This is a genomic window from Streptomyces sp. NPDC005141, from assembly GCF_053599975.1.
This window is the reverse complement of sequence record NZ_JBSFYW010000051.1, coordinates 1-13,837: the sequence shown is the minus strand read 5'-3', so window position 1 is coordinate 13,837 and position 13,837 is coordinate 1. Positions and strand designations below refer to the sequence as shown.

General features: G+C 70.6%; 13 protein-coding genes. 3 read left to right on the top strand and 10 right to left on the bottom strand.

Annotated features, from left to right (window positions below; genetic code table 11):
- Positions 1-4: 4 nt before the first annotated feature.
- Together purE and ACWD68_RS31075 are read right to left on the bottom strand one after the other, a co-directional pair.
- Positions 5-529 (bottom strand): 5-(carboxyamino)imidazole ribonucleotide mutase, encoded by a 525-nt coding sequence (gene purE, locus ACWD68_RS31080; RefSeq protein ID WP_266759502.1) that lies wholly within the window; start codon positions 527-529, stop codon positions 5-7.
- A complete protein-coding gene (locus ACWD68_RS31075) occupies positions 526-1,686 on the bottom strand; it encodes a 5-(carboxyamino)imidazole ribonucleotide synthase (RefSeq protein WP_451809782.1) in 1,161 nt (386 codons plus the stop codon). The genes purE and ACWD68_RS31075 overlap by 4 nt, the downstream gene beginning before the upstream one ends.
- 197 nt (positions 1,687-1,883) lie before the next feature.
- Here ACWD68_RS31075 and ACWD68_RS31070 point away from each other — a divergent pair, with 197 nt between their 5' ends.
- Entirely contained in the window at positions 1,884-2,423 is a 540-nt protein-coding gene (locus ACWD68_RS31070) for a GtrA family protein (protein WP_451809781.1), read from the top strand.
- Between the two features lie 54 nt (positions 2,424-2,477).
- Here the strand turns inward: ACWD68_RS31070 and ACWD68_RS31065 are convergent, their stop codons facing one another.
- Positions 2,478-3,761, bottom strand: coding sequence for an ATP-binding protein (locus ACWD68_RS31065; protein WP_451809780.1), 1,284 nt, complete (start codon positions 3,759-3,761; stop codon positions 2,478-2,480).
- A gap of 251 nt (positions 3,762-4,012) precedes the next feature.
- Entirely contained in the window at positions 4,013-4,690 is a 678-nt protein-coding gene (locus tag ACWD68_RS31060) for a response regulator transcription factor (RefSeq protein WP_037628240.1), read from the bottom strand.
- A gap of 522 nt (positions 4,691-5,212) precedes the next feature.
- Between ACWD68_RS31060 and ACWD68_RS31055 the strand changes: the two genes are divergently transcribed.
- Positions 5,213-6,709 (top strand): oligopeptide:H+ symporter, encoded by a 1,497-nt coding sequence (locus tag ACWD68_RS31055; RefSeq protein WP_451809779.1) that lies wholly within the window; start codon positions 5,213-5,215, stop codon positions 6,707-6,709.
- 147 nt (positions 6,710-6,856) lie between these two features.
- Here ACWD68_RS31055 and ACWD68_RS31050 read toward each other — a convergent pair whose 3' ends face one another.
- From ACWD68_RS31050 to ACWD68_RS31025, 6 genes are all read right to left on the bottom strand, one after another.
- The gene (locus tag ACWD68_RS31050) at positions 6,857-8,119 is read right to left on the bottom strand and encodes a hypothetical protein (RefSeq protein WP_451809820.1); all 1,263 of its coding nucleotides are present in this window, start codon (positions 8,117-8,119) and stop codon (positions 6,857-6,859) included.
- A 62-nt stretch (positions 8,120-8,181) separates the two neighbouring features.
- The gene (locus ACWD68_RS31045) at positions 8,182-9,273 is read right to left on the bottom strand and encodes a neocarzinostatin apoprotein domain-containing protein (protein ID WP_451809819.1); all 1,092 of its coding nucleotides are present in this window, start codon (positions 9,271-9,273) and stop codon (positions 8,182-8,184) included.
- Positions 9,274-9,296: 23 nt separating this feature from the next.
- On the bottom strand, positions 9,297-10,277 hold the full coding sequence (locus ACWD68_RS31040; protein WP_451809778.1) for a COG1470 family protein: 981 nt from the start codon (positions 10,275-10,277) through the stop codon (positions 9,297-9,299).
- A gap of 30 nt (positions 10,278-10,307) precedes the next feature.
- Positions 10,308-11,045 (bottom strand): LPXTG cell wall anchor domain-containing protein, encoded by a 738-nt coding sequence (locus ACWD68_RS31035; protein ID WP_451809777.1) that lies wholly within the window; start codon positions 11,043-11,045, stop codon positions 10,308-10,310.
- Positions 11,046-11,395: 350 nt separating this feature from the next.
- A complete protein-coding gene (locus ACWD68_RS31030; RefSeq protein ID WP_451809776.1) occupies positions 11,396-11,959 on the bottom strand; it encodes an ATP-binding protein in 564 nt (187 codons plus the stop codon).
- Positions 11,960-12,234: 275 nt separating this feature from the next.
- Positions 12,235-12,603, bottom strand: a complete 369-nt coding sequence (locus ACWD68_RS31025) for an STAS domain-containing protein (RefSeq protein ID WP_081221611.1) — start codon at positions 12,601-12,603, stop codon at positions 12,235-12,237.
- A gap of 250 nt (positions 12,604-12,853) precedes the next feature.
- Between ACWD68_RS31025 and ACWD68_RS31020 the strand changes: the two genes are divergently transcribed.
- Positions 12,854-13,837: RNA polymerase sigma factor SigF (locus ACWD68_RS31020; protein ID WP_451809818.1), on the top strand; the 984-nt coding region annotated here is incomplete at its 3' end.

Below are 13,837 nucleotides of genomic sequence, written 5' to 3'. Positions count from 1 at the left end.
CGCGTCACTTCCCGAAGCCGAAACCGCCGCCGGCGCCCTCGACCTTGGCGCGCAGCCGCTTGCCCTTCTCGGTGGCCTGGTCGTTCAGCTCCTGCTGGAACTCCCGCATCCGGCCGAGGAGTTCCTCGTCGTGGGCGGCGAGCATCCGGGCGGCCAGCAGACCGGCGTTGCGGGCGCCGCCCACGGAGACGGTCGCGACGGGCACACCGGCCGGCATCTGCACGATGGAGAGCAGCGAGTCCATGCCGTCGAGGTACTTGAGCGGGACGGGCACACCGATGACGGGCAGCGGGGTGACGGACGCCAGCATCCCCGGCAGATGGGCCGCGCCGCCCGCGCCCGCGATGATCGCCTTGAGCCCGCGCTCCGCGGCCTGCTCGCCGTACGCGATCATCTCGTGCGGCATGCGGTGCGCGGAGACGACATCCACCTCGTAGGGGATCTCGAATTCGTCGAGTGCCTGGGCGGCGGCCTCCATGACCGGCCAGTCGGAGTCCGAACCCATGACGATGCCTACAACCGGGCTCATTCGGTGATGGTCCCTCTCAGGTAGCCGGCAGCGTGACGGGCGCGCTCCAGCACGTCGTCCAGGTCGTCGCCGTAGGTGTTGACGTGGCCGACCTTACGGCCGGGCTTCACGTCCTTGCCGTACATGTGGATCTTGAGCTGCGGGTCGCGGGCCATGCAGTGCAGGTACGCGGAGTACATGTCGGGGTAGTCGCCGCCGAGGACGTTAGCCATGACCGTCCACCTGGCGCGCGGGCGCGGGTCGCCGAGCGGGAGGTCGAGGACCGCGCGCACGTGGTTGGCGAACTGCGAGGTGATCGCGCCGTCCTGGGTCCAGTGGCCCGAGTTGTGCGGGCGCATGGCCAGTTCGTTGACGAGGACGCGTCCGTCCTGGGTCTCGAAGAGCTCGACGGCCAGGTGCCCGACGACGCCGAGTTCCTTGGCGATCCGCAGGGCCAGTTCCTCCGCCTTGAGGGCCAGCTCCTCGTCGATGCCGGGGGCCGGGGCGATCACCGTGTCGCAGACGCCGTCGACCTGCTGGGACTCCACGACGGGGTACGCGACCGCCTGGCCGTGCGGGGAGCGGACGACGTTCGCCGCGAGCTCCCGGACGAAGTCGACCTTCTCCTCGGCGAGGACGGGCACGCCCGCGCGGAACGGGTCGGCGGCCTCCTCCAGGGAGCGGACGAACCACACGCCCTTGCCGTCGTAGCCGCCGCGGACGGTCTTCAGGATGATCGGGAAACCGTCGCCCTCGGCCCCTTCGGCGAGGCCCTCCGCCGCGAACGCGGCGACGTCCTCGACGTCGGTCACGATGCGGTGCCGTGGGCAGGGCACGCCGATCGCGTCGAGCTTCGCGCGCATCACGCCCTTGTCCTGGGCGTGCACGAGCGCGTCGGGGCCGGGGCGGACGGGGATGCCGTCCGCCTCCAGGGCCCGCAGGTGCTCGGTCGGGACGTGCTCGTGATCGAAGGTGATCACGTCGCAGCCCCGCGCGAAGTCACGCAGCGTGTCGAGGTCGCGATAGTCGCCGACGACGACATCGCCGACGACCTGCGCCGCGGAATCCTGGGGAGTGTCACTGAGGAGCTTGAACTTGATGCCGAGCGGGATGCCCGCCTCGTGTGTCATACGAGCGAGCTGTCCACCGCCGACCATGCCGACTACCGGGAACGTCACGCTCCAAGAGTATCGGCCACGCCGCGGTGGCTGATTTCCGCACCGATACGCCCGATTTTCCGTGCCGGTGACCTCGTCTTTTCTTACCTGTGCACCCATGCACGGGCGCCGCGCAGGGGCGCTGGTTAGCATTGGGTGGTTGACGTATCCATCCACTCAGTTGACGACATGACCCACCGACGGGGGCTGGCGACACCATGGGCAGTGCTACCTCGGGGCCTCAGGCGGGGCCTCGCAGCGCGTTTCGCCGCCGCTTCGACCTGCTCTTTCGTGAGGTCGCCAAGTTCGGTGCGGTGGGTGGCGCGGGCCTGCTGGTCAACCTGCTCGTGTTCAACCTCGTACGCCATGTCACCGGCCTGCAGGTCGTGCGGGCCAGTGTCATCGCCACCGTCGTCGCCATCGTCTTCAACTACATCGGGTTCCGCTACTTCACCTACCGGGACCGCGACAAGGGTGGCCGCACCAAGGAGCTGACGCTCTTCCTGCTGTTCAGCGCGGTGGGACTGGTCATCGAGAACGGCGTCCTCTACGTGGCGACGTACGGCTTCGGCTGGGACAGCCCGCTGCAGAGCAACATCTTCAAGTTCCTCGGCATCGGCGTCGCGACCCTCTTCCGCTTCTGGTCCTACCGCACCTGGGTGTTCCGGACGCTTCCGGCCCGGGAAGCGGTGGCCAGTGCGGAATCGTTCCTGGACGAGGAGCCCGAGCCTCGGCGGGCACGGGCACGGGCGAACTGAGCCCGACGGGCACGGGCGGACCGGGCCCGGTGCGGGGCGGTCCCCCGCCCGCTCCTACCTGACCGTCCGTTCCTCGCCGTCCTCCGGGATCCGCGCCGGCCGCTTCAGCAGGGTGCGGGACAGGAACAGGCCGAAGACCGGGGGCTGGGCCTGGAGCATCTCCAGGCGGCCGCCGTCGGCCTCCGCGAGGTCGCGGGCGACGGCGAGACCGATGCCGGTGGAGTTGCGGCCGCTGATGGTGCGCTCGAAGATCCGGGCGCCCAGGTCGGCGGGAACACCGGGGCCCTCGTCGGTGACCTCGACGACGGCCTGGTTGCCGATGACGCGGGTGCGCAGGGCGACCGTGCCGCCTCCGTGCATGAGGGAGTTCTCGATCAGCGCCGCGAGGACCTGGGCGACCGCGCCCGGGGTGCCCACCGCCTGCAGATGACGTTTGCCGGAGCTGACGATCGCGCGGCCCACGCTGCGGTAGGCCGGGCGCCATTCCTCCAGCTGCTGCTTGATGACCTCGTCGAGGTCGAAGGAGACGGCGGAGCCGGTGCGCGGGTCACGGGCGTTGGTGAGCAGGCGCTCGACCACGTCCGTGAGGCGTTCCACCTGTGTCAGCGCGATCGTCGCCTCCTCCTTCACCGTGTCGGGGTCGTCGGTGAGGGTGATCTCCTCCAGGCGCATGGAGAGCGCCGTGAGGGGCGTTCGCAGCTGGTGGGAGGCGTCGGCGGCGAGCCGGCGCTCGGCGGTGAGCATCCGTGCGATGCGCTCGGCGCTGCCGTCCAGGACGTCGGCGACCCGGTCCAGCTCGGGGACGCCGTACCGCTTGTGGCGCGGGCGGGGGTCGCCCGAGCCCAGCCGTTCGGCCGTCTCGGCGAGGTCGGTGAGCGGGGAGGCGAGACGGTTGGCCTGGCGTACGGCGAGGAGGACGGCGGCGATGATCGCGAGCAGCGCGACCGCGCCGATGATCAGGAGCGTGCGGCCGACTTCCTTGGTCACCGAGGAGCGGGGCTCCTGGACGGTGACCGTCTCGCCCTCCTCGCCCTTGGCGGTGTAGTGGATGACGTCGCCGGTGGGCTCCTTGCCGACCTCGATGGGATCGCGGCCCGGAATCCTAATGACGGCGTAGCGCTGGTCGGTGACCTGGTTCTTGAACGTTGCGCTGGAGATGTTCTCGTCGCCGAGGATGCGGCTGTCCACGATGCTGGCCAGGCGCAGCGCCTCGGAGTCCACGCGCTCCTGGGCGCTGTTGCTGATCGTGCGGGTCTCGACGATGACGAGGGAGACGCCGAACACGGCGATCACGACGAGCACGACGGCGAGGGTGGACTGGATCAGACGGCGACGCACGGGGCCCTCCGGGCAGGTGGCTGTACGGGGACCAGTGTGCACGTTCGCCGCGTCCCGCCGGCGGGGCGCCGGGCCGGGGCGCGGTTTTCCGCCGCCGCCCCGCCGCGTCCTGTGCCGGATGCCGGGGCGGAGCCGGGGCTCTGGCGGCGTGCCCCCCGTACGCGCGACAGGGCGTCCGGGGCGGGATGGCCGTCGCCGTCCCGCCAGGTCCCTTGCGCGGGGCTCCGCACCGGACCCGGTCCGGCGGAGCCTCAGCTCTTCTCGAAGCGGAAGCCGACCCCTCGTACCGTCGCGATGTAGCGGGGGTTCGCCGCGTCGTCGCCGAGCTTCTTGCGCAGCCAGGAGATGTGCATGTCGAGGGTCTTGGTGGACGACCACCAGGTGGTGTCCCAGACCTCGCGCATGAGCTGGTCGCGGGTGACCACGCGGCCGGCGTCACGGACCAGGACCCGCAGGAGGTCGAACTCCTTAGCCGTGAGCTGGAGTTCCTCGTCGCCCATCCAGGCGCGGTGCGACTCGACGTCGATGCGCACGCCGTGGGTGGCGGGCGGCTGCTGGGGCTCGGCCGAGCCGCGCCGGAGCAGGGCCCGTACCCGGGCGAGGAGTTCGGCGAGCCGGAACGGCTTGGTCACGTAGTCGTCGGCGCCCGCGTCGAGACCGACGACGGTGTCCACCTCGTCGGCGCGCGCGGTCAGGATGAGGATGGGCACGGTGTGCCCCTCGGCGCGGAGCCGGCGGGCGACCTCCAGGCCGTCCATGCCGGGCAGTCCGAGGTCCAGGACGACGAGGTCGACACCGCCCTGCATTCCGGCGTCGAGCGCGGTGGGTCCGTCCTCGCGCACTTCGACCTCGTAACCCTCCCGGCGCAGGGCACGGGCCAGCGGCTCCGAGATGGACGCGTCGTCCTCGGCGAGCAGTACACGGGTCATGGGGTGATGGTAGTCCGCCGCGCGCGGCGCCCGGGCAGTGATCGGCCTCCGTGATTCACACCCACCATCCGAGTGTTTCTTACCTGTGGGTGTGGGATGCAATCATGCCGAGGACCTTCGAATGATCGCCTACGGTTCCATGATCGCCTGTGATCCATATCTCAAGTCCTTCCATATGCCTCATTGCCATGTCGTATGGTGACCAGACGCCTGTAGCACCACATGAGGACCTTTGGCGCTGGCTTGATGCTGAAGGTCTCTTTTGTGTGCGGGCTGGTATTCGCCAGCCTTGAAAGGAATGACCTGTGGCCGGGCCCGAGCGCACTGACGCGTGACGGGCGTGGATCCCGGTGGTCGCCGTCCATCGCTTCGCAATCCGGAGCGGACTCCCCGTGGGCGTGGGGACGGACGCCGAACCCCGCCGGTGCCGGCCGCCCCCCATGGGCGCGCGAATCCCCCGGTTCTCGACTCCGGTCGAGCCGGAGGACCCCCACAGCGCGTCCCGACCAGCAAGGAACGACCATGGCGTCCAGCCTGACGAAGGACTCGGTCACTCCGGGCACCCCCGGTTCCGAGAAGACCTTCTTCGGCCACCCCCGCGGACTGGCCACTCTCTTCATGACCGAGATGTGGGAGCGGTTCTCCTACTACGGCATGAAGGCACTGCTCCCGCTGTACCTGGTGGCACCGGGCGGCCTGCACATGAACGCGGCCTCCGCGACCGCGATCTACTCGGTGTACCTCTCCCTGGTGTACCTGCTCGCCCTGCCGGGCGGCTGGTTCGCCGACCGTGTCCTGGGCCCCCGCAAGACGGTCGCCGTCGCGGGTCTGATCATCATGCTGGGCCACCTCACGCTGGCTCTGCCCTCCTCCGGCACCTTCTACGGCGGCCTCGGACTCGTCGCCATAGGTTCCGGTCTGCTGAAGGCCAACATCTCCACGATGGTGGGCCACCTCTACGACGGCCCGGACGACCCGCGCCGCGACGGTGGCTTCACGCTCTTCTACGTCGGCATCAACCTCGGCGCCTTCGCCGCTCCGCTGATCATCGGCACCGTCGGTGAGAACGTGAACTGGCACCTGGGCTTCGCCCTCGCCGCGCTCGGCATGGCGCTGGGCCTCGCTCAGTACCTGCTCGGCGGCCGTCACCTCAGCGCCCGCTCGCACGAGGTCCCCACGCCTCTGTCGGCCGAGGAGAAGGCCTCGACGCTGCGCAAGTCCGCGCTGTGGGCCGCTGTCGCCGTCGTCTTCTACGCGATCGTCGGTTTCTCGGGCCACTACACGCTGAACTGGCTGTTGGTCCCGATCACGATCGCCGGTCTGGTCATCCCGGTCATGGTCATCGGGCGCATCAAGCGCGACAAGACCCTGGGCCGTGCCGACCAGTCGAAGATGTCCGCGTACATCTGGTTCTTCGTCGCCGCCGCCGTCTTCTGGATGATCTACGACCAGGGCGGCTCGACGATGTCGATCTTCGCCGACTCGTCCGCCGAGAACACCATCTTCGGCTGGGAGTTCCCGGTCTCCTGGTACCAGTCCGTCAACCCGGTCATGATCATGGCGCTCGCCCCGGTCTTCGCCTGGGCGTGGCTGTGGCTGAACAAGCGCGGCAAGGAGCCGAGCACGGCCACGAAGTTCGCCTCGGGTCTGATCCTGGTCGGCGCGTCGTTCTTCCTCTTCCTGGCCCCGCTGACGATCGCCGAGGGCGGTCACAAGGCGGCCGCGATGTGGCTGGTGGCGATCTACTTCGTGCAGACCGTCGGTGAGCTGCTGCTCTCCCCGGTCGGCCTCTCCGTCACCACGAAGATGGCTCCGGCGAAGTACGCCTCCCAGATGATGGGTGTCTGGTTCCTGGCCGTCACCGCCGGTGACGCCACGACCGGTCTGCTCTCCATCGCCGAGGTCGACCTCAACAAGACGGGCATCGTCGCCCTGGAGGCCACGCTCGCCGTGATCGCCGGTGTCGCGGTGTGGATGTACCGCAAGAAGGTCAAGCAGCTCATGGGCGACGTCCGCTGACGTCGGGCCGTACCCACGGCGAAGGGCCGTCGCACCGTCCGGTGCGGCGGCCCTTCGCCGTATCGGCGGGCGGCCGGTCGGGGAGGAGCCGCGGGAACCGCAGCAACCGCCCGACGATGCCTTCCTGAGCGGGGTTCTCTCCCCCCGTCAGCGCGTGCGCCGCCCCGGCATGAAGGTGAACACCGCGCCGCCCAGCAGGATGACCGTGCCCGCCACCAGTCCGAGCGCCTTGAGCGCGCTGTGGCTGTCGGAGCCCGTCTCCGCGAGGCCGCCCGAGGTGCCGGCGGAACCGGAGCCGGAGGAGGTGGACCCGCCGCCCGACGCGCCGCTCGCCTGTTCCGAGGTGTCCAGGGTCAGGGACACCTCGGACCTGGTCGGGGTGCAGGTCGTCGTCGTGCCCAGCGCCTTCACCGTCAGCACGCCTGGGGAGAGGGTCGACTCACCGGTCGCGCCCGGCTTGTAGGTGCCCGTCAGGTCGGGGACCTCGATCGGGTCGCCGGACTTGATCGCCGCGGAGTTGGTCGGGCCCTCGACATGCACGGTGCCCTTGTCCGCGCCCCCGAGGGCCACCTCCATCGACGGCTTGACCGAGTCGGCGGGGATGTCGGCCGGGCTGTCCATCACGGACTTCTTGAACTGCACGGTGAGGTCGTAACTCCCGCCGTTCTTCTTGGCGTTGATCTGCACGGGAGAGGTGGCGTCCTTGTCTCCGATGGGCGTCTTGCACGCGTAGGGGACGGAGACCTCCTTGCCCGTGAAGTCGGTCTGCCCGCCGCCGCCCCCGTCGGAGCCGCCGCCGTCGGTCCCGCTGCCGCTCGGCGACGGGGTCGCCGACCCGGTCGGCGACGTCGGCGGGCCGGTCGGGAGGGTCGGGGTCGGGGTCGGGGTGCCGCCCGCCCCGCCGCCCGTCACCTTGATGGTCGCGGAGGACTTCACCGTCTCCTTGGGCGTGCACTTGGTGTCGGTGGAGATCGGCTTGCTGACGTTGATGCCGTACGCGTCCGGGGTGAGCGTGACGTCACCCGCCGCCGTCAGCTTCAGCTTGCCCGTCATGTCGGACAGCTTCATGTCGCTGTTCTTCGGGATCGCCGGGTTCTGGCGCGGTCCCTCCATCGCGATGTCCGCCGTCTGAGCGCCGCCCGCCTTGAGGGTGCCGGTGGGCTTGACCGTGTCCTTGTCGAGGTCGAGGACATCGGGGTTCTTCGAGGCCGCCTGGGTGAACTTCCAGGTGATGGTGACCTCGTCGCCCACCTTCGCCCCGGCGGGCGCGGTTATCTCCACCTTCGTGGTGCCCTGCACCGGGGGCAGCCCGGAGATCGGGGGCGGAACGCACTCCGTCTTGTACGACACCTCGGCGGCCTGCGCCGGGGCGGCGGCCACCCCCAGCAGGATGCCCGCACCGCCGAGCATCAGCGCGACCCCGGCCGCGCCCGCTCTGCGTCGGCCGGTCGGTACCACTCTCCGTTGCGTGCTCACGTGTGTCCCTTTCTCGTCTGCGTCGTCGGACCGTTCTCTTGCGGTGCGGAGAGCTGACCGTTCGTCGCGGTCCCCGGATCGTTGTCCGGGGTGAACCACGGCAGGGCCGGGACCGGGGAGGCCGAGGGGTCCGCCGGTGTCTTCGGGGTGGAGCCCGCCCTGGGCATGCGGAGGGCGAGCTCGGCCGGCCGGAAACCCCGGTGCCGGCCGGCCCGGCCGGTCGACCTGTGCGGGCGCACCCGGTCCACCACGGCCATGCCGACGCGGAACACCGCGGCCGGGACGACGACGCAGAGCAGGATCCAGAAGAGAGTGACGCCCCAGGGGCGGCCCACGCCCCACGGCTGCTCGGCGAGCACCTTCCCGCCGTACTTCAGCGAGACCGTGTAGTCGCCGTGCGCCCCGGCCGACAGCTCGACCGGGAGCTTGATCCGCGCCTTGCGGCCGGGCGCGATGGAGCCGCGCCACTCCTGTTCCTCCCACTGCGGGGCGAACACTCCATGGGAGGTACCGACTTGGAAGACGGGGTTCTTCACGGCGGCGGTGCCGACGTTGCCGACGGTGAAGACGAGGGTGCGCGCGGGAGGTGAGCCGAACCAGGTCAGCAGACCGCTCGACCCGTCGAGCCGGGTGTCGGTCAGCACCGACAGCCGGCCGCCGCTCTCCTCCTTGGGCAGCGGCTCGACCGAGTGCCCGGCCACCATGAAGAGGGCGTCCGCCTCGGCCTTCTCGCCCGTGACGGTGGCGACGTGCACCACGCAGGGACACGGCTTGGGCGGCTCGGCGACCGGCAGCTTCTTGCTGAAGCCGCCCTTGGCGTCGGTGGTGACGGCCCGGCCGTCGGCGTTGGCGCAGGAGTTGGTGCCGCCGATCACCCCGCGCGAGGGCACGGACTGCCCGCAGATCAGCATCATCAGCAGCGCTCCGGGCCGCCAGCCGCTGCCGGTCACGGTGATCGAACCGCCGCTCCCGGCCTCGGACTTGGACAGCTTCACGCTCGGTCGCACGGCGGCCGACGCCGGGGACACCGAGGCCGTCCCCGCCAACAGGACCAGGACGAGGGCCGGTACCGCCCCCAGGACCGTCATCCGCATCTTGCCGCCCAGGACGCTCACGACACCGCTCCCGTCAACTCGACTTCCGTGCGGGGCAGTTCGCTCGCCCCGTCGTCACCCGGCCGGCGCCCGCGACGCCATGGCCCCCACACCCCGGTCCGCCTCCGACGCCGTACGGCGAAGAAGGCGCCCACCGCCGCCAGGGCGACCCCGGCCCCGGCCACCGCGCCCCACGGCACGAACCGGACCGACACGGTCGCCGTGGAGCGCGCACCGCCCGCCGCCGTCACCGTCAGCCGCACATCGACCGCGTCGAAGGCCGGAGAGCCGGTCCACGGCTCGCGGAGCGTGACGCGGCGGCCCGGCAGGAGTTCGACGGGCAGGGTGCGCGGGGCGCGGTCGAGCAGGGTGCCGAAGACACCGTCGGCGCGCACGGCGAGCCGCGGAGCGAGGACCGTGGTGCCGCGGTTCACCAGTTCGTAGGAGATCCGGCCACCGCGCACCCTGACGTACTCGACGGTCAGTGCCGACAACGCCGGTCCCGCCACCCGCAGGTGGACCCGGACCGCCGCGGTGCGGCCGCCGCCGCTCGCGACGATCGCGCCGGGATGGTCGCCGGGTGCCGCGCCGGCCGGGACGGCGACGGTGAACGGCACATCGGCGCGGGTGTGCGGCGGCACCCGTACGGACAGGTCCCGCACCGCGGCCCGGCGGCCGTCCGCGCGTCCGGCGAAGGCGATCCACGCGCCCGCGTCCGTCGGCCGTTCGCGGACGGTGAAGGCCCCGTCCGCAGTGTTGTCCGCGTCGGCGCCGCGCAGCCGGACGGTGAGGGGGCGCGTGCCCGGATTGAGAACGGACACGGAGTCCTGGAGGACCGTGCCGGGCGCGCCCTCCGCGTAGACGGAGGGCCGCCCGTCGGCCGCCCCGCCCGCGGCCGGCACGACGGACCAGCCCTCGGCGGCCCGGGCCGCCGGTGCCGCGCTCAGCAGCACCAGGGTCAGGCCCAGCGCGCGGGCAGCGGGGAGTGCGTACGGCATGCGGCGGCTCCAGGTCGTGGTGCGGGAAGGTCAGCGGCGTACCGCCTGATGCCTGCGCGTCAGCCACAGCACGCCCGCCGCGCCCGCGAGCAGGACCGTGCCGCCGAGGGTGCCGAGGGCGATCGCGGAGTCCTCGGGGCCGGTCTGCGGAAGCTGACCGCCGGAGTCGGCGCCGCTCTGGGTCCCGCTGGAACCCGAACTCGACGAACCGGAACTCGACGAGCCCGAACCGCCGGCGGCCGTGACGTCGAGGGTCAGCGAAGGCTTGGGACTGTTCGAGGGCGTGCACGTGGTCGTGGTGCCGAGGGCCTTGATGGTGAGGACGCCCGCGGTGAAGGTGACCTTGCCGGACTTCTTCGGCGTGTACGTGCCGCTCAAGTCATTGATCTTGATGGGGGTGTTGGCGGGGATCGCGGCCGCGTTGGCCGGTCCGCTGACCGCCACCGTTCCGCTGTCCGCGCCGCCCACCTTGATGACGGCGCTCGGCGACATCGCGCCCTTGCCGAGCTCGACCGGGCTGGAGGAGACACCCTTCTGCCAGGACATGGTCAGCTTGTAGCCGCTGCCGCTCTTGACGCCCTTGATGTCGATGGGCGAGACGGCGCTCTTGTCGCCGATCGGTGTCTTGCACTGGTAGTTGACGTCCACCACATCGGCCTGGGCTGCGGGGGCGGCCATCAGCACCGCCGAGCCGGCCAGGGCCGCGGCGAACGCGAGCGCGGCGGTTCGTTTCTGGTACGTCCGGTACGACACGGGCCTGCCCCTCATTCCTGACGGCATCCTTGGCGATCTTGGCGATTTCCTGACGGAACATCAGATCGGCCGTCAAGGTACGCCCGGGGACTTGTGGAGGGAAGACAAAGTGCGCGCCGGATCCGTGGGGATCCGGCGCGCACCGGGTGACGTACGAAGAAGGTTTCGAACCGCGGGTAACCGAAGGCGGGCCTCGGACGGGCCGGTTCGTCCGAACGGCTCCGCCGGTCGGACGGCTCCTCCGGGGAGGGGGCTGCCGGTCAGTTGGTTCAGCCGGGCGGGGCAGCCCGACGATCGGTTCGGCCGAACGGGCAGGCCGACGATCGGTTCGGGCGGGCGGTTCGGCCGGGCTGCCCCGGAGAGAACTAGGCGGGTGCCCCGAGCTCCGCCCATACGGTCTTGCCCGCGACCCCTGGGGTCCGCACGACCCCCCAGTCCAGGCAGAGCCGCTGCACGATGAACATGCCGTGGCCGCCGGGGCGCCCGGCGCGGTGCGGGGTGCGCGGTGCGGGCTGGCCGGCGCCGCGGTCGGAGACCTCGATGCGCAGCACCTTGTTGTCGCAGGAGATCCGGAGTTCGTCCGGACCCTCGGCGTGCAGACAGGCGTTGGTGACCAGCTCGGAGACGACCAGCAGGACGTCCTCGGCGGCCGCCCGCCGGTCGGCGCTCGGGGCGGGCAGCCAGCCCCACGCGTACAGCGCCTGCCGCGCGAAGTCGCGGGCGAGCGGCACGACGCCGCTCTCGCCGTCGAAATTCAGTCTCCGGGCCTGGCGGCCGGTGGGGGCGAGGGCCGCGCCGTCCGAGGAGGCGCCGTCGCCGGGCGCCCCGCCGTCCACGGGTGTCACGCCTGTCGCGGACACCCCGGAAGCGCCGCCGTCGCCCGACTCCGGGCCGCGGTCGCCCGGCGAGCAGGGCCGGGTGGTGCTCATCAGCGCTTCACCTCACCGATTCACCGGTTCACGATTCAAGACTCAGTACGCAGTACTCAGTACGGATGGATCAACGGCTTTCGCCGCTTGTGGATCAACGACTTGCGCCGCGCCGGCCGCCGACACCCGTGCCGCCGACCCGTCCAGGATGTCTCCTGCCCGACGGAACCGTCCGAACACCCACTTTTTCGGCACGGAACCTGTGACGCGAGTAACGCGTCGATCACGCAGGGGCAACCGGGACATAACGGCGTCACGATCGAAGGCCCGCCGGATCAGTCGGCCAGGGCCGCTTCGAGCGTGTCGTGGACGGTGAAGACGGCCTCCGCCCCGGTGATCTCGAAGACCCGGGCCACCACGGGCTGCATCGCGGCCAGATGGACCCCGCCACCCGCGGCCTCGGCCTTCAGCCGGGCGCCGAGCAGCACATTGAGCCCGGTGGAGTCACAGAACTCCAGGCGCGAACAGTCGACGACGAGCCGCGCGTACCCCTTTTCGAGGCACCCTTCGAGTGGCTCACGCAACAAATCGGCCGTGTGGTGATCGAGCTCACCCGCGGGGGTCACGACGGCACTAGTGCCCTCTTCCCGCACCTCGACAAGAAGCCGGCCAGACTGTGCGCTGCCGACCGTCCCGCGGTCCATGCCGTCTCTCTCCCGAGCGTCGCTACTACCGATGTACGCACTCGAACACTACGCCTTCTCTACGTCACCCGACACCCGAACAACCGCCCTGAAATGGACATTTCGTCATAGAAGGCACTTGCGGCGAGTTCGCGAAAGCGGGTAGGGCTAGTAGAGACACCTATCCGACACGGCCGGCTTTGGAGGCGCCGCACACCGCAGTGCACGTATTGGCATCGGCGGCCATATGCCGAGAACGATGGAGGACACCATGTCACCCCGGCTCGACGCATCGCAGACCCAGACGGCGACGTCGACACTCCCTCTGGAACGCCCGGAGCACGTCGACGACGCCGGAACCGACGAAGTCGACGGACTCGCCGGACTACCGGAGATCCCCCCGTACGACGAGGTGGGGCCGGTGGACGCACGCGCCCTGTCCAAGACACTCTTCGCGCGGCTCGAGTCCCTCGAAGAGGGCACGCACGACTACGCCTACGTCCGCAACACGCTCGTCGAACTCAACCTCGCGCTGGTGAAGTTCGCCGCCTCCCGCTTCCGCTCCCGCAGCGAGCCGATGGAGGACATCATCCAGGTCGGCACCATCGGCCTGATCAAGGCGATCGACCGGTTCGAGCTGAGCCGCGGCGTCGAGTTCCCCACCTTCGCGATGCCGACGATCATCGGCGAGATCAAGCGCTTCTTCCGCGACACCTCCTGGTCGGTGCGGGTACCCCGCAGGCTTCAGGAGCTCAGGCTCGACCTGGCCAAGGCCGGCGACGAGCTGGCCCAGAAGCTGGACCGCGCTCCCACCGTGGGTGAGCTGGCGGAACGCCTCGGCATCAGCAACGACGAGGTCGTCGAGGGCATGGCGGCCTCGAACGCCTACACGGCCAGTTCGCTGGACGCACAGCCCGAGGAGGACGACTCCGAGGGCGCGCTCGCGGACCGCATCGGCTACGAGGACAACGGGCTCGAGGGCATCGAGTACGTGGAGTCCCTCAAGCCGCTGATCGCGGAACTCCCGCAGCGCGACCGGCAGATCCTCTCGCTGCGGTTCGTGGCGAACATGACCCAGTCCGAGATCGGCGACGAACTCGGCATCTCCCAGATGCATGTCTCCCGGCTGCTGTCGCGCACCCTCGTGCGACTCCGGAAAGGCCGCGCCCGGTCAGTGGCGCGGGCGCGTACCGCCGGTGCCGCCGTGCGGCGGGGCACCGGACACGGTGACGGAGTGGCGGTGAGCCACGGGCTG

Excerpts from the sequence above, each read along its gene's own strand:
- purE (WP_266759502.1), bottom strand. The coding sequence starts at position 529 with ATGAGCCCGGTTGTAGGCATCGTCATGGGTTCGGACTCCGACTGGCCG.
- ACWD68_RS31070 (WP_451809781.1), top strand. The coding sequence starts at position 1,884 with ATGGGCAGTGCTACCTCGGGGCCTCAGGCGGGGCCTCGCAGCGCGTTT.
- ACWD68_RS31060 (WP_037628240.1), bottom strand. The coding sequence starts at position 4,690 with ATGACCCGTGTACTGCTCGCCGAGGACGACGCGTCCATCTCGGAGCCG.
- ACWD68_RS31055 (WP_451809779.1), top strand. The coding sequence starts at position 5,213 with ATGGCGTCCAGCCTGACGAAGGACTCGGTCACTCCGGGCACCCCCGGT.
- ACWD68_RS31050 (WP_451809820.1), bottom strand. The coding sequence starts at position 8,119 with ATGCTCGGCGGTGCGGGCATCCTGCTGGGGGTGGCCGCCGCCCCGGCG.
- ACWD68_RS31045 (WP_451809819.1), bottom strand. The coding sequence starts at position 9,273 with ATGACGGTCCTGGGGGCGGTACCGGCCCTCGTCCTGGTCCTGTTGGCG.
- ACWD68_RS31040 (WP_451809778.1), bottom strand. The coding sequence starts at position 10,277 with ATGCCGTACGCACTCCCCGCTGCCCGCGCGCTGGGCCTGACCCTGGTG.
- ACWD68_RS31035 (WP_451809777.1), bottom strand. The coding sequence starts at position 11,045 with ATGAGGGGCAGGCCCGTGTCGTACCGGACGTACCAGAAACGAACCGCC.
- ACWD68_RS31030 (WP_451809776.1), bottom strand. The coding sequence starts at position 11,959 with ATGAGCACCACCCGGCCCTGCTCGCCGGGCGACCGCGGCCCGGAGTCG.
- ACWD68_RS31025 (WP_081221611.1), bottom strand. The coding sequence starts at position 12,603 with ATGGACCGCGGGACGGTCGGCAGCGCACAGTCTGGCCGGCTTCTTGTC.